The organism is Escherichia sp. AM3, from assembly GCF_032029835.1.
GTDB lineage: Bacteria > Pseudomonadota > Gammaproteobacteria > Enterobacterales > Enterobacteriaceae > Escherichia > Escherichia coli.
Genome location: NZ_JAVUPQ010000023.1, coordinates 1 through 20112, shown reverse-complemented (window position 1 = coordinate 20112; position 20112 = coordinate 1). Strand labels below are relative to the sequence as shown.

Annotated in this window: 14 protein-coding genes and 3 pseudogenes; 13 read left to right on the top strand and 4 right to left on the bottom strand. The window is 52.0% G+C overall.

Annotated elements, in window-relative coordinates; translation table 11 throughout:
- Nucleotides 1-225 precede the first annotated feature (225 nt).
- From RTW80_RS11175 to yegI, 7 genes and pseudogenes are all read left to right on the top strand, one after another.
- Complete coding sequence (locus RTW80_RS11175; RefSeq protein WP_100249771.1) at nt 226-282, top strand: type I toxin-antitoxin system Ibs family toxin; 57 nt, start codon at nt 226-228, stop codon at nt 280-282.
- Nucleotides 283-553: 271 nt separating this feature from the next.
- On the top strand, nt 554-610 hold the full coding sequence (locus RTW80_RS11170; RefSeq protein WP_012767741.1) for a type I toxin-antitoxin system Ibs family toxin: 57 nt from the start codon (nt 554-556) through the stop codon (nt 608-610).
- Between the two features lie 271 nt (nt 611-881).
- Nucleotides 882-938 carry a type I toxin-antitoxin system Ibs family toxin gene (locus RTW80_RS11165; RefSeq protein WP_100249772.1) on the top strand — a complete coding sequence of 19 codons (57 nt, stop codon included), beginning with the start codon at nt 882-884 and terminating at the stop codon, nt 936-938.
- 272 nt (nt 939-1210) lie between these two features.
- The gene (ibsA, locus tag RTW80_RS11160; RefSeq protein ID WP_010723109.1) at nt 1211-1270 is read left to right on the top strand and encodes a type I toxin-antitoxin system toxin IbsA; all 60 of its coding nucleotides are present in this window, start codon (nt 1211-1213) and stop codon (nt 1268-1270) included.
- 221 nt (nt 1271-1491) lie between these two features.
- Entirely contained in the window at nt 1492-2151 is a 660-nt protein-coding gene (locus tag RTW80_RS11155) for a vWA domain-containing protein (RefSeq protein WP_000003158.1), read from the top strand.
- Nucleotides 2148-2909, top strand: a complete 762-nt coding sequence (gene pphC, locus RTW80_RS11150) for a protein-serine/threonine phosphatase PphC (protein WP_000119087.1) — start codon at nt 2148-2150, stop codon at nt 2907-2909. Before RTW80_RS11155 ends, pphC begins: the two co-directional genes overlap by 4 nt.
- Nucleotides 2906-4848, top strand: a pseudogene (gene yegI, locus RTW80_RS11145) (protein kinase YegI). The gene pphC and the pseudogene yegI overlap by 4 nt, the downstream one beginning before the upstream one ends.
- A 12-nt stretch (nt 4849-4860) precedes the next feature.
- On the opposite strand, the gene yegD reads toward yegI, so the two are convergent.
- A complete protein-coding gene (gene yegD, locus RTW80_RS11140) occupies nt 4861-6213 on the bottom strand; it encodes a molecular chaperone (protein ID WP_000469729.1) in 1353 nt (450 codons plus the stop codon).
- 133 nt (nt 6214-6346) lie between these two features.
- Here yegD and alkA point away from each other — a divergent pair, with 133 nt between their 5' ends.
- A complete protein-coding gene (gene alkA / locus RTW80_RS11135) occupies nt 6347-7204 on the top strand; it encodes a DNA-3-methyladenine glycosylase 2 (protein ID WP_021514698.1) in 858 nt (285 codons plus the stop codon).
- Nucleotides 7205-7241: 37 nt separating this feature from the next.
- Here alkA and RTW80_RS11130 read toward each other — a convergent pair.
- Nucleotides 7242-10567: pseudogene (locus RTW80_RS11130) on the bottom strand (diguanylate cyclase).
- Nucleotides 10568-10884: 317 nt separating this feature from the next.
- Here RTW80_RS11130 and udk point away from each other — a divergent pair.
- The 3 genes from udk (at nt 10885) to asmA (ending at nt 14074) form a co-directional block, all read left to right on the top strand.
- Nucleotides 10885-11526: a uridine kinase gene (udk, locus tag RTW80_RS11125; RefSeq protein WP_001295424.1), complete on the top strand. Its 642-nt coding sequence runs from the start codon at nt 10885-10887 to the stop codon at nt 11524-11526.
- Between the two features lie 91 nt (nt 11527-11617).
- Nucleotides 11618-12199 (top strand): dCTP deaminase, encoded by a 582-nt coding sequence (dcd, locus tag RTW80_RS11120; protein ID WP_001234767.1) that lies wholly within the window; start codon nt 11618-11620, stop codon nt 12197-12199.
- 21 nt (nt 12200-12220) lie between these two features.
- Entirely contained in the window at nt 12221-14074 is a 1854-nt protein-coding gene (gene asmA / locus RTW80_RS11115) for an outer membrane assembly protein AsmA (protein ID WP_312719108.1), read from the top strand.
- A 451-nt stretch (nt 14075-14525) separates the two neighbouring features.
- Here the strand turns inward: asmA and RTW80_RS11110 are convergent, their stop codons facing one another.
- Together RTW80_RS11110 and RTW80_RS11105 are read right to left on the bottom strand one after the other, a co-directional pair.
- Nucleotides 14526-16109, bottom strand: coding sequence for a TerC family protein (locus RTW80_RS11110; RefSeq protein ID WP_172902687.1), 1584 nt, complete (start codon nt 16107-16109; stop codon nt 14526-14528).
- Between the two features lie 72 nt (nt 16110-16181).
- Nucleotides 16182-17216: pseudogene (locus RTW80_RS11105) on the bottom strand (integrase core domain-containing protein); the annotation flags it as partial.
- Nucleotides 17217-17968: 752 nt separating this feature from the next.
- Between RTW80_RS11105 and galF the strand changes: the two are divergent.
- Entirely contained in the window at nt 17969-18859 is an 891-nt protein-coding gene (gene galF, locus RTW80_RS11100) for a GalU regulator GalF (protein ID WP_024188874.1), read from the top strand.
- A 393-nt stretch (nt 18860-19252) separates the two neighbouring features.
- A complete protein-coding gene (locus tag RTW80_RS11095; protein WP_032082730.1) occupies nt 19253-19882 on the top strand; it encodes a phosphatase PAP2 family protein in 630 nt (209 codons plus the stop codon).
- Nucleotides 19883-20112 lie beyond the last annotated feature (230 nt).

Below are 20112 nucleotides of genomic sequence, written 5' to 3'. Positions count from 1 at the left end.
GCCAATAAGGGAGAAAAATGGAGGAATTATGAAACACTGTCTGGAATCGTCTGAATGACGGGCACATTTGCGAGCCCCCATCCAGTAATAACACAGGAAACTATTTTATCTACGCGTTAGCGATAGACTGCATTCAGGGCAAAAGGAGGTAGGCCGACGATTTCAGCGGGACGCTGAAACGGGAAAGCCCCTCCCGAGGAAGGGGCCTTAAATAAGGAAAGGGTCATGATGAAGATACTCATCATCGTGGTGCTCTTAGTCGTTAGCTACCCAGCTTACTAAGACTACCAGGGCGGGGGAAACCCCGCTCTACCCTCACTCCTGAAAGTATGCCTTCACGGTCCGATTGTCAATCCGCAGGCTTTGCAGTCTGCGATCCTGCCAGCAAATATTCTTTGCGAGACGTCACGCAATAATCACATGTGAAACTATTTTATCCGCAAGTCAGCGATAGACTGCATTCAGGGCGAAAGGAGGTAAGCCGATGATTTCAGCGGGACGCTGAAACGGGAAAGCCCCTCCCGAGGAAGGGGCCTTAAATAAGGAAAGGGTCATGATGAAGTGGATCATCATCGTGGTGCTCTTAGTCATAAGCTTCCCGGCTTACTAAGACTACCAGGGCGGGGGAAACCCCGCTCTACCCTCACTCCTGAAAGTATGCCTTCACAATCAGATTGTCAATCCGCAGGCTTTGTAGTCTGCGATCCTGCCAGCAAATATTCTTTGCGAGACGTTACGCAATAATCACATGTGAAACTATTTTATCTGCAAGTTAGCGATAGACTGCTTGCATGGCGAAAGGAGGTAGGCCGCCGATTTCAGCGGGACGCTGAAACGGGAAAGCCCCTCCCGAGGAAGGGGCCTTAAATAAGGAAAGGGTCATGATGAAGCTACTCATCATCGTGGTGCTCTTAGTTATTAGCTGGCCAGCTTACTAAGACTACCAGGGCGGGGGAAACCCCGCTCTACCCTCACTCCTGAAATTATGCCTTCACGATAAGATTGTCAATCCGCAGGCTTTGTAGTCTGCGATCCTGCCAGCAAATATTCTTTGCGAGTCGTTACGCAATAATCACAGAGGAAACTATTTTGTTCACGCGTTAGCGATAGACTGCATTCAGGGCGAAAGGAGGTAAGCCGACGATTTCAGCGGGACGCTGAAACGGGAAACCCTCTCCCGGAGAAGAGGGCTTTTAATAAGGAAAGGGTTATGATGAAGCACGTCATCATACTGGTGATACTCTTAGTGATTAGCTTCCAGGCTTACTAAGAACACCAGGGGGAGGGGGGAAACCTCTCCCTAACCCTCACTCCTGAAATTATGTCACTCCGCCCTTAGTGTCAATCGACGGCTCTCCGTTCTTGCGAGGCGAATAGCAAAATTTTCTGCGCCGCCGGGCCTAATTCTGAAAGTTTCTTCGTTTGCTCTTATTTCATTATTGCAATCGGTATGATACCGGACCTCAATAATTCTCTAAGAAAGGATTTCTTATGAGCGAACAAATCACGTTTGCCACCAGCGATTTTGCCAGTAACCCGGAACCACGTTGCCCCTGCATTTTGCTGCTGGATGTTTCTGGTTCTATGAACGGTAGACCTATTAATGAACTTAACGCCGGATTGGTTACCTTTCGCGATGAGCTGCTTGCCGATTCGCTGGCCTTAAAAAGAGTGGAACTCGGTATTGTGACGTTCGGCCCGGTGCATGTGGAACAACCATTTACCAGTGCCGCTAATTTTTTCCCGCCCATCCTGTTTGCCCATGGGGATACACCAATGGGCGCCGCCATTACCAAAGCCCTGAATATGGTTGAGGAGCGCAAACGTGAGTATCGCGCCAATGGTATTTCCTATTATCGTCCGTGGATTTTCCTGATTACCGATGGCGCACCAACCGATGAGTGGCAGGCTGCTGCCAACAAGGTGTTTCAGGGGGAAGAAGATAAGAAGTTTGCCTTCTTTTCCATCGGTGTTCAGGGGGCGGATATGAAGACGCTGGCCCAAATCAGCGTTCGTCAGCCTTTGCCTCTTCAAGGATTACAATTCCGCGAACTGTTTAGCTGGTTATCCAGTTCGCTGCGTTCGGTTTCCCGCTCCACGCCGGGAACGGAAGTTGTGCTGGAAGCGCCAAAAGGCTGGACGTCAGTGTGAGCTGGCGTCTGGTTTATGCATCAGCCGTTGGAACGTCGCACATCAGCGCTGACTTGTCTTGCCAGGATGCCTGCCAGATGCAGGTTGCCTGGTTAGAAGACCAGCAGCCATTATTGTCGGTATTTGTCGCTGATGGCGCAGGCAGCGTCTCGCAGGGTGGCGAAGGTGCGATGCTCGCCGTCAATGAAGCGATGGCTTATATGTCGCAAAAAGTGCAGGGCGGGGAATTGGGGCTTAATGATGTCCTCGCAACGGACATTGTGCTGACCATTCGTCAGCGACTTTTTGCCGAGGCGGAAGCCAAAGAATTAGCGGTTCGCGATTTTGCCTGCACGTTTTTGGGATTGATTTCATCAGCTAATGGCACCTTGATTATGCAGATTGGCGATGGCGGCGTGGTGGTAGATTTGGGTCACGGTTTGCAACTGCCGCTCACGCCGATGGTGGGGGAATATGCCAATATGACGCACTTCATTACCGATGACGATGCTGTTTCCAGACTGGAAACTTACACCAGTACTGAGCGTGCGCATAAAGTTGCAGCATTTACGGATGGTATTCAGCGACTGGCGTTAAATATGCTGGATAATTCTCCGCATGTGCCTTTCTTTACCCCGTTTTTCAATGGACTGGCGTCAGCAACGCAGGAACAACTCGATTTATTACCTGAATTGTTAAAGCAGTTTTTGTCCAGCCCGGCGGTAAACGAGCGTACCGATGATGATAAAACGTTGGCACTGGCGCTGTGGTTACCATGAAACCCACTTTATATACTGCTACTGGTGAGTGCGTTACGCCTGGCCGTGAACTGGGCAAAGGCGGCGAAGGTGCGGTTTATGATATCGAGGAGTTTGTCGATAGCGTCGCCAAGATTTATCACACGCCGCCACCCGCCTTAAAACAGGACAAACTTGCCTTTATGGCTGCGACAGCTGACGCGCAATTGTTGAATTATGTCGCCTGGCCGCAGGCAACGCTTCACGGTGGACGAGGCGGAAAGGTTATCGGTTTTATGATGCCAAAAGTTTCTGGTAAAGAACCGATTCATATGATCTATAGCCCGCGGCACATCGTCGCCAGAGTTACCCTCACTGTGCGTGGGATTTTCTACTCTATGTTGCGCGCAATATTGCTTCATCTTTTGCTACGATTCACGAGCACGGGCACGTCGTGGGTGACGTAAACCAGAACAGCTTTATGGTAGGTCGCGACAGCAAAGTGGTGTTGATTGATAGCGACTCCTTTCAGATTAACGCCAATGGCACGCTGCATTTATGCGAAGTCGGCGTGTCGTATTTTACGCCGCCAGAGCTACAAACCTTGTCGTCATTTATCGGCTTTGAACGCACAGAAAATCACGATAATTTTGGCCTTGCGTTGCTGATTTTTCACGTCTTGTTTGGTGGGCGGCATCCTTATTCTGGTGTGCCGCTTATCTCTGATGCGGGGAATGCACTGGAGACGGATATTGCCCATTTCCGTTATGCCTACGCGTCAGATAATCAGCGACGTGGTTTAACACCGCCGCCACGATCTATTCCGCTGTCGATGTTACCGGGTGATGTTGAAGCCATGTTTCAGCAGGCATTCACGGAAAGTGGCGTGGCAACCGGGCGTCCGACGGCAAAAGCGTGGGTAGCGGCACTTGATTTACTACGCCAACAGTTAAAGAAATGTACCGTTTCGGCAATGCATATTTACCCCGGTCATTTGACCGACTGCCCGTGGTGTGCGCTGGATAATCAAGGCGTTATCTATTTTATTGATCTCGGCGAAGAGGTCATTACCACCAGCGGTGATTTTGTGCTGGCGAAAGTCTGGGCGATGGTGATGGCGTCAGTAGCACCGCCAGCATTGCAATTGCCATTACCCGATCATTTCCAACCGACTGGCAGGCCGCTTCCTTTAGGCCTGTTACGGCGTGAATACATCATTCTGATTGAGATCGCACTGTCAGCGTTATCGCTGCTGCTTTGCGGCCTTCAGGTAGAACCGCGTTATATCATTTTGGTTCCCGTGCTGGCGGCTATCTGGATTATTGGCAGCCTTACAAGCAAAGCGTACAAAGCAGAAGTCCAGCGACGAAGAGAGGCTTTTAATCGCGCAAAAATGGACTATGACCATTTAGTCAGCCAGATCCAACAGTTGGGCGGGCTGGAAGGTTTTATCGCCAAACGGACGATGCTCGAAAAAATGAAGGACGAAATTCTTGGGTTACCGGAAGAGGAGAAACGCGCTCTGGCAGCACTTCAGGACAACGCAAGGGAACGGCAGAAGCAGAAGTTTCTGGAGGGATTTTTTATCGATGCTGCCTCTATTCCCGGCGTAGGCCCAGCACGTAAAGCGGCGTTACGGTCTTTTGGTATTGAAACCGCCGCAGACGTTACCCGACGGAGCGTTAAGCAAGTAAAAGGTTTTGGTGATCATCTGACCCAGGCGGTTATCGACTGGAAAGCGAGTTGCGAACGCCGTTTTGTTTTCAGGCCGAACGAAGCGGTAACGCCTGCAGACAGACAAGCGGTAATGGCAAAAATGGCCGCCAAACGACATCGGCTGGAATCGGCGCTGACTGTCGGTGCGACAGAGTTGCAGCGATTCCGCCTTCATGCTCCAGCACGGACCATGCCGTTGATGGAACCGCTACGTCAGGCGGCAGAAAAACTGGCTCAGGCGCAGGCTGATTTAAGCCGTTGCTGAGCCAGTTTTCAATTAACGAAACACCACTTCCGCCCAGCGTGCCAGCCCGGCGGTGACGGAGCCAAAGTCATCGCCACCTGCAATCGGAATGCCCGGCAACTGTTCTGTCAGCGCTTTTTTAATCAGCGGTGAACGGGCGCTACCGCCGGTCAGATAGATAACATCCGGTTTTTCCTGGGCGTTATCCAGCGCCAGTTGCACCTGTTCCAGAATCCGCGCCAGTGGCTGGTTGAGGGCGCTTTCCAGCCCTTGCTGGCTAATCAGCGTAGCCAGTTCATCGCTGATAAACGGCAGTGAGGCGCGGGTTTCCGCTACGCTTGAAAGCGCAATTTTGCTCTCTTCTGCGCTACGTACCAGGCGATAGCTTAAACGCTGACGCCAGACTTTCTGTAACAGGGCCACTTTTTCCGGTTCGCGGGCATCGCGTACCAGATCGTTAAGCAGACGACCGTTGGCACTACTGTAGAAATCACTTTGCGCAGGTACGTCGTTGATGGCAACCGCATTCCACCACGGCAGAATCGGCAGGGCGATGCCTTTTTCGGTTTCGCCACCCATGCCCAGTAACGGCATCAGGTTTTTAAACGCCAGCGCGATATCCAGATCGTTACCGCCAATACGGCAACCACTGTGACCCAGCAGGCTGGCTTCACGATCGAGACGCGAACGCCACTGCGGCCCCATCAGCAGCAATGAACAGTCAGTCGTACCACCGCCGATATCCACCACCAGCACCCGTTTTTCTTCCTGCAAGGTGGCTTCGTAATCCAGCCCAGCCGCGACCGGCTCGTACTGGAATACCACATCCTTAAACCCGGCACGCTTTGCCGCGCGTTCCAGAATCCCTTGCGCCTGGGTGTTTGCTTCATCGCCGCCCAGCCCCTGGAAGTTGATCGGGCGACCAATCACCGCCTGAGTAATCGCATCCGGCAGCTGCGCCTGCGCCTGCTGGCGAATGTGCAACATCATTGCGCAGACCAGATCCTCAAACAGCGCTACCTGCTGCGGTTTTAAGCCGCTGGCACCGAGGAATGATTTTGGTGATTTCACAAACCACACCTCTTCTGGATCATCAATGTACTGTGCCAGTGAGGAAAGACCGAACTGCACGCTTTTCGCCGTAACATCGATATCTTCTTCGCGGTTATAACGAATCGCCCGACGCAACAGCGCCTGCGTTTCATCGTCGTCTGCCGGAACATCATGATGGCGGTACAGCCATTCGCTTACCGCTTCACGCGTTGGCGCGCAAAGCATTGAAGGCAGCAGCGTGCTGTCGTTTTCCATTTTCAGTAATTGCGGCTTACCGTCGCGCATGACCGCCACTGAACAGTTTGCTGTACCGTAATCAAAACCAATAAACACGAAATAATCCCCATGCCGGTGAAGAAGGGGCGTGACTTTAGCGAAATGTTGCCGTCGCGACAACCGGAATATGAAAGCAAAGCGTAGCGTCTGAATAACGTTTATGCTGAAAGCGGATTAACAAGGAGATGCGATGTATACCCTGAACTGGCAGCCGCCATATGACTGGTCGTGGATGTTGGGATTTCTCGCCGCCCGTGCGGTGAACGGTGTGGAAACGGTCGCTGACGATTATTATGCCCGTAGTCTGGCGGTGGGCGAATATCGCGGCGTGGTGACTGCTATTCCGGATATAGCCCGCCATACTCTGCACATAAATTTAAGTGCAGGTTTAGAACCTGTTGCCGCAGAGTGTCTGGCGAAAATGAGCCGCCTGTTTGATCTGCAATGTAACCCGCAGATTGTTAACGGTGCGTTGGGCAAGTTAGGCGCGGCGCGGCCCGGATTGCGTTTACCCGGCAGTGTTGATGCTTCTGAGCAGGGCGTGCGGGCGATTTTAGGCCAACTGGTGAGCGTGGCGATGGCGGCAAAATTGACCGCCAGAGTGGCACAGCTTTATGGCGAACGGCTGGATGATTTTCCGGATTATGTCTGCTTCCCCACGCCTCAGCGGCTGGCAGCAGCAGATCCGCAGGCATTAAAAGCGTTAGGTATGCCGTTGAAACGGGCAGAGGCGCTGATTCATCTGGCAAATGCGGCGCTGGAGGGCACCTTACCAATGACAATACCGGGCGATGTGGAGCAGGCGATGAAAACGCTGCAAACTTTTCCGGGTATCGGGCGCTGGACGGCGAATTATTTCGCCTTGCGCGGCTGGCAGGCGAAAGATGTTTTCCTGCCGGATGATTATCTGATTAAACAGCGATTTCCGGGAATGACACCGGCACAAATCCGCCGTTATGCCGAACGCTGGAAGCCCTGGCGTTCTTATGCGCTGTTGCATATCTGGTATACGGAAGGCTGGCAACCAGACGGAACGGACGAATTGTAGGCCTGATACGCCGCATCAGGCGATGGGGAAGCACGCCTTAGTTAATCGCGAAATAACTGCTATTCACCAGCAAATCCAGCGGTTGGGCATCGGCAATCACATCACCATAAATCAAATCGACGCCGATGCCAGAAAGCGTATCCATCACCAGGGGTAAAACTACTGGCCCGGCGATGGTCTTCATCCCGAGCCGCTGAGCGTGCCCCTGAATGATCGTAATCAGCATCTCATCCATCAAATTTCCCTGCACGTTGGCGCATAACTCACCATCAAGTAGTAGGTAATCTGCCATATTTACTTTCAGCGAGTTGAAGATTTGCAGATCGCGGCCCACCTGACTGAATACGATCCGACATCCCGCCAGCCGCAGTTTTTGCACGCTTTCTGCGTGATCTAAAATCGCGTCTGCCGGAATAATCAGATGTAATAACCGTGGTGGTAAAGGGCTGTTTTCCAGCTGTTCAAGCAGTTCATTTACCAGTGTGGTGCTACTCAAACCGGCAACGGAAAGGGGGAGGGCGATGCTTAAGCCTTTACTGGTAACCGCTTTTGCGGCCTGCTGGAAAAAATCGTGGAATACCCGTCGGTCAAGAGCATGGCTAAGTGCCGGATCGCTGAAGCTACGACGAAATGTTTGTTCATCAATAATCTCGCCTTCGCAACTCCAGAGCTTAAGTGAAATCAGCCACAAATTACGCGCTTGCGGGATCCGCGGCGAAGCGATACCGTGGGCGATCATCATCAACTGATTCTCTTTAATCATCCGCCACTGTTCATCAAGCGACATCACCGCCCGTTCGCTATGTGCGGCAGCTTGCTGCGGTTCGTAAACCGTCACCCGGCCCCGTCCACCATTTTTGGAGGCATAACAGGCGATATCAGCCTGCGACATCACTTCAGCCGCCTGATGATTGTTGTCATCAATCAAGGTAATCCCGGCACTGGCACCTACCCGATGTACACGTCCTTCCCAGATAAAGTGATAGTCATTTACGGCGCTGATAATGCGTGTAGCGATAAAACGCGCACTTTCGACATTACAATCTGGCAGCAGCAGACCAAATTCATCGCCACCGAGTCGCGCCAGCACGTCGCTGGAGCGCAGCATACTCAGCATCAATGACGCCAGTTCGCGCAACAAAGCGTCGCCAGCGGCGTGCCCGGCGCTGTCATTCACCGCTTTAAAGCGATCAAGATCGATAAACACCAGTGCATGTCGCTGATGTGTACTGTTTACCGTTTGCAGCAGGATGCGTAGTTGCTTCTCAAAACTGGCGAGATTGGCGAGATGCGTCAGTGCATCATGGGAGGCGCTGTAGCTCAGCTGGCGCAGCATTTTGCGCGATTCGGTGACGTCCTGAATCACCAGAACCGAACCAATATTGCTGCCGTCCAGAGTACTTAACGGCGTAATACTGTAATGCACGTCGTAGCTGCCGCCGCTTCGGCAGTGCAACACCACATCTTGTTCAATCGCGGAACGTGAGGTGTCGGCACTGTAAATGTTCTCCATTAATGGTCCGTTGTCGCCAAAAGTAATATGCAACACCGTCAGGAGTGGAACACCTAACGCTTCTTCCTGCGTCCAGCCGCTCATCTTCTCCGCCACCGGATTCATAAAGGTAATTTTCATCGCCATATCAATACAGACCACGGCTTCACCGATGGAATCAAGCGTACAAGCGTAATGTGCAGGCGCTCTTTTTCCTGAAACAATGCCTCGTTAAGCTGTTTAACCTCGGTCATATCCATATTAATGCCGAGCAGACGTTCGACTTCGCCTTCTTTATTCAGTTCCCGGTTGGCGAGGGCGCGGATATGGCGGATGCCATCTTTCACGGCAATGCGAAATTCCAGTTTAAAGGGAGAGCGCGATTGCAATGAATCGCGAATCACTTTTTCGGCGTGCTGGCGATCTTCCGGCAGCACGCACTCGTACCACACCTGCCAGTTTGGTTTGATATGCGGAGGAATTTCATACAGCTCGAACATCCGCTTATCCCAGCTAAAAATATTCGGCTTAAGCTCCCACTCCCAGATGCCAATCCCGCCCGCTTCGTTAGCCAGCGTGATGCGCTCCATCAGTTGCTGATTCACCTGTTCGGTGCGTTTTAGCTCGTTAATGTCTTCAATCTGAGCGATAAAATAGAGCGGCGTACCATCGGTGTGGCGCACCAGTGAGACGGCAAGCAACGCCCAGACAACATCGCCATTGCGGTTGTAGTAGCGTTTTTCCATTGAATAGGTGTTTATTTCACCGCTGATCAGCTTTTCAACCTGTTGCAGATCTTTATTGAGATCCTCCGGCCAGGTCAGTTGCTGAAAGGTGAGTCCGCGCAGTTCTTCCTGACCGTAACCGAGAAACTGGCAGAGCGCTTTGTTGGATTGCAGCCATTGCCCCTCGGTGCCCACTAATGCCATGCCGATGGCGGAATATTCCATCGCGTTCCGAAAGCGGGTTTTGCTTTCGGAAATGTGTTTGCGTTCCGCACGAAAGGCATACATCACCATGGTCATGATGTTGGCGGGCAGCAGGATCAGCAAAAACGGTAGCCACGGCATATGGCTCATCAGGTATGTACGCGGCGTAGCAAGCAGGGAGGGATCCGCGGCCATCATCAGTGACACCATCATCACCGTGGTAAGGAAGATCAAAAAGGCTTCCATTCGTGGCAGGCGCACGGCGCTCCACATCAACAGCACAATAATGAAAGTAAAAGGCCACGGCAGATACAGCATCGAAAGCCAGCTTAACGTCAGTGTGATGGCTAACGTGAGCAGCGACTCAAAAAGCAACCGTGGGTTGCGATGGCGCAGCAGATAGTGTGGTTTAAATAACAATCCCAGCGGCACCAGTGCCAGTGCGCCGATGGATTCTGACAGTACCCATATCAAAAATGCCCTGAGAGGATCGTCTCCGGGCGTCAGCAGGATAACCAGAACACCCCCTAACAGAGGTGGAACAATGGCGCTGCCGAGTGCCAGACGCAGCCAGTCAGCCAGATTTTGCAATGGGTTATACCACGGCAGCAATTTACGCAGTAGCACTGCCCCGACCACGGCTTCAACAATATTGATGGTCGTCCAGGTCATGTTCAGCGAGCTGGTGGAAAAAAGCAGGATGGATGCGGCGATATTTCCCAGCGAGCAGCTCAGCGCAATCCCTGGCCACATGCGCCCGGCATGGCGATAAAACGCCACCATCATGATGGACGTCGGGAACCACAGTGGGGCGAGTTGGGTGCCAAACTGCGAAAGCTCAAGCGAGAAAAGGGTAAAGATAAACGAGACTAAACCTAAACTGACCAGGTGAAGCAGCGGGTGGGGCAGGGCAATTAATACATGCTGTGATTGTTTGCTCATTACCGCTTTATCCGCAAGACCAGGTCGCCAGTATTCGTTTCTGTGTTTTTGCTAGTACAAAAGTTTTACATTTTATATGCGAATTGCTCATAAAGTGACGTAAAGGCGGATAATTTGCGCAACGGCGTATAACATTTTTTACCTTGTATAAAACTGATCAACGTAATTTGCCACCGGGAATTCTTCGTCAACAATTAACTCTGAGCGCGCGGCAACACTATTCGACTGGTATCAGGCGGATGAAATCCCTATAATTGCCGCGTTTGGCGCTTCGTCGCCCCCTTCCTAACATCCAGGTTAATCAGGTCGCTAAATATATGACTGATCAGTCTCATCAGTGCGTCATTATCGGTATCGCTGGCGCATCGGCTTCCGGCAAGAGTCTTATTGCCAGTACCCTTTATCGTGAATTACGTGAGCAAGTCGGTGATGAACACATCGGCGTAATTCCCGAAGACTGCTATTACAAAGATCAAAGCCATCTGTCGATGGAAGAACGCGTTAAGACCAACTACGACCATCCCAGCGCGATGGATCACAGCCTGCTGCTTGAGCATTTACAAGCATTGAAACGCGGCTCGGCCATTGACCTGCCGGTTTACAGCTATGTTGAACATACGCGTATGAAAGAAACGGTGACAGTTGAGCCGAAGAAAGTCATCATTCTCGAAGGCATTTTGCTGCTGACGGATGCGCGTTTGCGTGACGAACTTAACTTCTCAATTTTCGTTGATACCCCGCTGGATATCTGCCTGATGCGCCGCATCAAGCGTGACGTTAACGAGCGTGGGCGTTCAATGGATTCAGTGATGGCGCAATATCAAAAAACCGTGCGCCCGATGTTCCTGCAATTCATTGAGCCTTCTAAACAATATGCGGACATTATCGTGCCGCGCGGCGGGAAAAACCGCATCGCGATCGATATATTGAAAGCGAAAATAAGTCAGTTCTTTGAATAAGCTTGATAAATTGTGTACCGTTCAGTGATAACCTGGTATGCCCTTGACGTAATTGGCGTTAAGGGAGTGATGCGCGAAAGGAGAAAATGCCATGCGTCTGTGTGACCGAGATATTGAAGCCTGGCTTGATGAAGGCCGTTTGTCGATCAACCCACGTCCGCCAGTGGAGCGTATTAACGGCGCGACGGTGGATGTGCGCCTGGGCAATAAATTTCGTACCTTCCGTGGTCACACGGCAGCGTTTATCGATCTGAGCGGTCCCAAAGATGAAGTGAGCGCCGCGCTTGACCGCGTGATGAGCGATGAAATCGTGCTCGACGAGGGCGAGGCGTTTTATCTTCACCCAGGAGAGCTGGCGCTGGCGGTGACGCTGGAGTCGGTGACGCTGCCAGCCGATCTGGTGGGCTGGCTGGACGGGCGTTCTTCACTGGCGCGTCTGGGGCTGATGGTGCACGTCACCGCGCACCGTATCGATCCGGGCTGGTCTGGCTGCATTGTGCTGGAGTTTTACAACTCCGGTAAGCTGCCGCTGGCGCTGCGTCCGGGCATGTTAATTGGTGCGCTGAGCTTTGAGCCGCTCTCCGGCCCGGCGGCGCGACCTTACAACCGCCGTGAAGATGCGAAATATCGCAACCAGCAGGGCGCGGTAGCCAGCCGAATCGATAAAGACTAATTCAGGCCCATTGAGGATACCATGAGACGATTTCTGACGACGCTGATGATACTCCTGGTCGTGCTGGTGGCCGGGTTATCTGCGTTAGTATTGCTGGTGAATCCGAATGATTTCCGCGACTATATGGTCAAGCAAGTTGCTGCACGTAGCGGTTATCAATTGCAGCTCGACGGGCCACTGCGTTGGCACGTCTGGCCGCAGCTTAGTATCCTCTCCGGGCGAATGTCTCTCACCGCCCAGGGCGCAAGCCAGCCACTGGTTCGCGCCTACAACATGCGTCTGGACGTGGCGCTTTTACCACTACTGAGTCATCAACTGAGCGTTAAGCAGGTGATGCTAAAGGGGGCAGTGATCCAACTGACGCCGCAGACGGAAGCTGTGCGCAGTGAAGACGCTCCGGTTGCACCGCGCGACAATACCTTGCCGGATCTGTCAGACGATCGCGGATGGTCGTTTGATATATCCAGTCTTAAGGTGGCGGACAGCGTTCTGGTGTTCCAGCATGAAGATGACGAGCAGGTGACAATCCGCAATATCCGCCTGCAAATGGAACAAGATCCCCAACATCGTGGCTCATTTGAGTTCTCCGGGCGGGTTAATCGCGATCAGCGCGATCTCACGATATCCCTTAACGGTACGGTGGATGCTTCTGATTATCCGCATGATTTAATGGCGGCTATTGAACAAATTAACTGGCAGTTGCAGGGTGCCGATTTACCAAAACAAGGTATTCAGGGGCAGGGGAGTTTCCAGGTCCAGTGGCAGGAGTCACATAAACGCCTTTCATTTAACCAAATTAGTTTGACCGCCAATGACAGTACGCTGAGCGGGCAAGCACAGGTCACGTTGACAGAGAAACCGGAATGGCAGCTGAGACTGCAATTCCCGCAACTGAATCTTGACAACCTCATCCCCCTTAATGAAACAGCGAATGGTGAGAACGGTGCCGCGGAGCAAGGGCTGAGCCAATCAACGTTGCCGCGCCCGGTCATTTCTTCGCGTATTGATGAACCGGCCTATCAGGGACTGCAAGGCTTTACGGCTGATATTTTGTTGCAGGCCAGTAACGTGCGCTGGCGCGGAATGAATTTTACAGATGTTGCCACGCAAATGACCAACAAGTCGGGTTTGCTGGAAATTACTCAACTGCAGGGCAAACTTAACGGTGGACAGGTTTCACTGCCGGGCACGTTGGACGCGACATCAATAAATCCGCGGATAAACTTCCAGCCACGGCTGGAAAACGTTGAGATTGGCACCATTCTGAAGGCGTTTAACTATCCGATTTCGTTGACCGGAAAGATGTCACTGGCTGGTGATTTCTCCGGTGCTGACATAGATGCCGACGCATTCCGCCACAACTGGCAAGGACAGGCACATGTCGAAATGACCGACACACGCATGGAAGGGATGAACTTCCAGCAGATGATTCAGCAAGCGGTAGAACGTAATGGTGGTGATGTGAAGGCCGCTGAAAACTTCGATAACGTGACGCGTCTTGACCGCTTTACCACCGATTTGACGTTGAAGGATGGCGTCGTGACGTTAAACGACATGCAAGGTCAATCGCCCATGCTGGCGCTTTCCGGGGCTGGTACGTTGAATCTGGCGGAGCAAACCTGCGACACCCAGTTTGATATTCGGGTCGTGGGTGGCTGGAACGGAGAAAGCAAACTGATTGATTTCCTCAAAGAAACGCCAGTACCGCTGCGGGTTTATGGCAACTGGCAGCAACTTAATTACAGCCTGCAAGTGGATCAGTTACTGCGTAAACATCTACAGGATGAAGCAAAACGCCGTCTTAACGACTGGGCCGAGCGGAATAAAGATTCCCGCAATGGCAAAGATGTGAAGAAGTTGCTGGAGAAGATGTAGGTTACCAGGTGACCTGTCCTGTAGGCCTGATAAGACGCGTAAAGCGTCGCATCAGGCGTTCGTGGCGGCACCATTATATTCTGAATATGTAAGATCGAAGGCTGTTCCGTTCACTTGATGTTCCTCGCTACTATGGAACGCTCAAGCCGGTGAACGTGCCAGGGTGGCTCAATCGCCACCACCCTGGCAACCCAGGCTCCCGGCGGTAAATCGCCGCTGGCGTGGTTCCCTCATCTTATTCCTTTCGGCTATCGGGTACGGGCGCGAGGTAACATCACTGTAAAACGCGCCCTCAGCCCACATCCATGTGGGCTGCCCCGGCCTACAGGAAACGATTCGGCGATTTACAGCCGGACCCACACCCCCGCTGTGATGTCCATGTACCACAGACAACGCTTCATTGCTGAAGTTATAAGGCGTTACGCAGCATTGGGTAAAATGGCCGATACCATCACACCTCGTACTCCATCTCGCCATCCTTACGCAGCGGAATAATCTGCACCTTCTGCACGCGATTGCTTTCTACCTGCAACGTTTTAAGCAAATAATCCCCCACCTGAACTTCTTCGCCAGGTTTTGGAATACGCTGCAAATATTCCATCAATAGCCCGGCAATGGTGTGATATTCACGTTTTTCATCCAGCGGCAGCGGCACATATTGCACCAGATCTTCCAGCGGCATATGACCATTCGCCGTCCAGGAACCGTCCGCATTCTTCTGAATATCATGGCGGGCGTCGATCTCTTCCACTTCGTTCGGTAAGTTACCGGCAATGGTTTCAGTGACGTCACTTAATGTCACAATCCCTTCCACCGAGCCAAACTCATCCACCACAAAAGCAAAGTGTGTGCGGGCATTACGGAACTGCTCCAGGGCAGGTAACAACGGCAAGGTTTCCGGGAACACCAGCGGCTGACGAATCAACACCCGCAGGTTGAGCGGTTCGCCGCGCAGTGACTGTTGTAACAGGTCGATAACGTGAACAACACCGAGCAAATCTTCTGCGTCATCGCCATCAGTAACGACAAGCCGCGTATGCTGATTTCGCTCCAGCAACTGGCGGATCTCGTCTTCCGGCGCGTTGAGATCGATATGCTCAATATCGTGGCGCGACGTCATAATGCTGCTGACGGTACGCTGGTTAAGATTAAGTACCCGCTCAATCATCCGCCGTTCCTGCGGATTAAAGATCTGCTGGTTACCATGATCCACCAGCATGGACGCGGTTTCGGCGTCCAGTTCCGCATCTTCTTTTTGCCCGCTAAGCAGGCGCATTACCGCTTCGGTAGTCCGCTGGCGCAGTGTCTGGTTAGCGGAAAGAAAACGTCGCCGGTTAAAGATAGCCAACTGATTGAACGCCTCGATCATCACCGAGAAACCAATGGCAGCGTACAGGTAGCCTTTCGGAATGACGAAGCCGAAACCTTCCGCCACCAGACTAAAGCCAATCATCAACAGGAAGCTTAAGCAGAGAATAACGATCGTCGGATGACTGTTAACGAACTGGGTTAACGGCTTGCTGGCCATCAACATCAGGCTGATAGCGATAACCACGGCGGCCATCATGACCAGTAAATGGTCGACCATCCCGATGGCGGTAATCACCGAGTCGAGTGAGAAGATAGCGTCCAGCACCACTATTTGTGTCACCACGCCCCAGAACTTCGCACCTTTGCGTTGCGTGGGGTTATTGCTATCTTTCCCTTCCAGCCGTTCGTTCAGCTCCATCGTGGCTTTGAACAACAGGAAGAAACCACCAAACAGCATGATTAAGTCGCGGGCGCTAAAGGTAAACGAGCGGAAGCTGAACAGCGGTTGAGTAAGGGTGACCAGCCAGGAGATAGAGGCCAGCAGCAGGAGACGCATCACCATCGCCAGCATCAGGCCAGTGATCCGCGCTCGGTCGCGCTGGGCGGGAGGGAGCTTCTCGGCGAGGATAGCGATAAAGACTAGGTTATCGATACCCAACACCAGTTCGATAACCACCAGCGTGACAAGACCTGCCCAGATTGACGGATCGGCAATCCATTCCATATGTATTAAAACCTGTACGACTGCAGTATGTGTTATCACGATCATGGATAAGATTAGTCTAAAATGCAATGTATGGGTCCACCACATATTGCAATTTTTGTTCTCTTTTAACATATATTCCACGGGCGTCATTAGTGCGAGCGCCTTGTGGGGTCTTTTGCTGTTATACAGCACCAGATATTCCGCCAGCTTCTGGTTAAACAACGCCAGATCCTCAAAGAGTAAAATTTCATTAAACTCAATAAATTGCTCTCTTAATGTCCGGTTAAAACGATCACAGATAGCGTTCATTTTTGGCGTGTAGGGATAGGTCCAGATGTGTTTGATGGCGGCTTCCTGCAGCGTTTTGTCAAAGCTTCCCAGGAACTCTTTCCCGTTATCTGAGATGATCTGGCTGATACCGATAGGAAACAGCCGGGCTGCACGGCTGAAAAAGTGATTGACGATATCACTGTTGAGCGACGGCACAGCCAGCGCCAGTGCGTAATCGCTGTGTTCGTCGATCATGGTAATGATATAGCGACGCATTTCACCCATTCTGAGCTCAATGGCGTCCATCCCAATGAGCTCTCCGGTCTTTACCGGACGATAGTGCTTTGGCCTGCGGGGTTTGGTGGTTCGCTTTTTGACAAACAGAGCCTTACCCCGCGAGCTCAGACGTACTGGTATCATCCGCATTTTATCGTGTGCGGTGGCGATCATTCTGCCGATGGTGGAAACACTCGGGCAGGTCAGGTGGCGTTGTACGCACCAGGGCTTCAGACGAACAAAAATCTGCTCTTTACCGAGGTTCGGCAGCTCTGTCCTGAGGCGTCGAATCTCTTTCAGCACATCGGGATGCCAGTGCTTTTTTCGTCGCACCAGAGGTGCCTTACTGTGCGGGATTGGCCCCTCAGGTCCTCCCTTGTTCAGTAACTGACGCCACCAGTAAGGCGTGCGGCAGGATACGCCAAAGGCTTCAGACGCTGCAGAAATATCGTGTTTATCCCAGAAGTGCAGAGCCTTCATTCTCATTGTTGCTATATCAGCCATTACTGAAAGCCTCAACGCATAATCGGCTGTTTGGTAGTACTTAGGATAGCCAACCATCAGGTGCTGCATTTGCATAGTGCAATCTCCCCTTACTTATCCAGAGGCAATTGCAATATCTCTGTGAACTTATACAGGCAATAACGACGCGGACATCGCTCTGCCGTGGGTGGATATATTTCCAGCGGATTAAGCGAACCGATAAGAATTATGTTCCGGAAAAGAACAGTGAAAAAATAACACCATGGCGGCGACCATGGAATAAGCTTTCCGATATCAGAACTTTATCCGCTGCGTTTCAGCGAGGGTGGCAAAAGGGCTTACTCGCGCGGTTCGTCACGGTGAGCGCTGATGCGCAGAGCAGAAGCGAAGCGCGAAGCCCGCTTACAAAACCGGCATAATTCATATTATGAAGTGAGTGCAGAATAGGGTGGATCGCAGTTCACAGCCGCGGATTCAGGCTAATATGTCGTCATATCCGGCTGTTTATACTGAAGTATATTGCCTGGCGAAATTTATTATCTATATATTCTTTTCGGGCATACGCGCGGCGGGTCCGACGTCCAACAGGTCCCGATAGACGGGCATCTCAGCCACATCGTGCGGAGCAAAGGAACGAGCCGCTGAATAACCTGAACGAGAATAAGATTATTCTCAGTTTTAACTGTTGGTAAAAGGGAGTTGTGTGTATTCTTTTACGTGACAGTGAATTTAAGAATTTGGCGGGCATATGCTCGGGCAGTATCCGTGTATTATCAGTTTCAATGAATTTGTGACATGTACAATTTTGCAAAACCGCGTGTTTTGCAACCAAACAGGTGAAGATGAATATGGCGAATTTGAAAGCGGTTATTCCGGTCGCAGGACTAGGCATGCATATGCTGCCGGCCACAAAGGCAATTCCAAAGGAGATGCTGCCGATCGTTGATAAGCCAATGATTCAGTACATCGTTGACGAAATCGTCGCCGCCGGGATCAAAGAGATTGTTCTGGTGACGCACTCCTCGAAGAATGCGGTGGAAAACCACTTTGATACCTCCTACGAGCTGGAAGCCCTGCTTGAGCAGCGCGTGAAGCGCCAGCTGCTGGCGGAAGTCCAGGCCATTTGCCCGCCGGGTGTAACCATCATGAACGTGCGCCAGGCACAGCCGCTGGGTCTGGGCCACTCCATCCTATGCGCCCGCCCGGTAGTCGGGGACAACCCGTTTGTGGTGGTGCTGCCGGATATCATTCTCGATGGCGGCACTGCGGACCCGCTGCGCTATAACCTCGCTGCCATGGTCGCCCGTTTTAACGAGACTGGCCGCAGTCAGGTGCTGGCGAAACGCATGCCGGGCGATCTCTCCGAATACTCCGTTATCCAGACCAAAGAGCCCATGGTGGCGGAAGGGCAGGTGGCGCGTATCGTTGAGTTCATTGAAAAACCGGACGAACCACAGACCCTGGACTCCGACCTGATGGCGGTGGGCCGCTACGTGTTGTCGGCAGATATCTGGGCTGAACTTGAACGAACCCAGCCGGGCGCCTGGGGCCGTATCCAGCTAACCGACGCCATTGCCGAACTGGCGAAGAAGCAGTCCGTTGACGCGATGCTGATGACCGGCGAAAGCTATGACTGCGGTAAAAAAATGGGCTACATGCAGGCCTTCGTCACCTACGGGATGCGTAACCTGAAAGAAGGTACCAAATTCCGCGAAAGCATTAAAAAATTGCTGGCCTGAGCGCCGGCGTAAGAGTGAGCGGCAGGGCAGGGGTATTTTGCCACGCCGCTCATAACGTTATGCAGAAATTATTCATAACGTGAATGTTATAACGATTGTAAAGAAACGTATGGCTTCGGAGACTTCTGGTAGTTTGCCTCTGGCCTCTGTGGTGCAATGGTCGGAGTAGCGGCAATAATGCTTTGTGAATAGTCACTTAGTGCGACAATTCCTAAAGCGCAGAGAAAGCGGTCAACGTCAGCCAAAAATAAAACTTGACTGCGATCATGTTTCCGCTTTAAACATCTCACTTGCATGCATAAAAATGTGAAATGAATTGGCATGCGAGCTGGTACAGACATTACGGATAATCCCTGAGCACGGCAGTGGACATCATCGAAGGATCACAGGTATATGAACTGGCAACTCATCTCATTTTTTGGCGATAGCACCGTTTTGCTGCCCAGCGCAGCGGCGCTGTTTATTGTCCTGATGCTGCGTAAAACGTCACGGTTGCTGGCGTGGCAGTGGAGTTTGCTGTTCGGCATCACCGGCGCCATCGTCTGCGCCTCCAAACTGGCCTTTATGGGCTGGGGGCTGGGTATTCGCGAGCTGGATTACACCGGCTTCAGCGGCCACTCAGCGCTTTCCGCGGCCTTCTGGCCTATCTTCCTGTGGCTGCTTAGTGCTCGTTTTTCCGCGGGTTTGCAAAAAGCAGCCGTCGCCACCGGCTATATTCTGGCCGCTGTGGTGGGGTATTCACGGTTGGTCATCCATGCGCATTCCGTCTCGGAAGTGATCGCTGGCCTGCTGCTCGGCGCTGTCGGCAGCGCTTTGTTCCTGTTGCTGCAAAAACGTACCACCCATTCGGAAAACGTGCGTATTTCCTGGGGGGGCGTCGCGTGCCTGGTGATGGTCCCGCTCATCCTGTTGCATAGCGGTAATAAAGCGCCGACTCAATCCCTGCTGGGGCAAATCGCCACTGCAGTAGGGCCGCTGGATAAACCTTTTACGCGTACCGATCTGCATAAGCAGGCCTGGTAATCGCCATTTGTTTTACAGGAGAAATTAAGTTTTCGCCGGTTAATTGGACAAATAAGAAAATAATCTACTATATGCCAGTCAATTGATAATTCATATTTATGAAATAATGCAGTGCTACTACATTGTTATTGTCAATTCGCGTGGATATAGCCGTGGGTGATGCTGCCAACTTACTGATTTAGTGTATGATGGTGTTTTTGAGGTGCTCCAGTGGCTTCTGTTTCTATCAG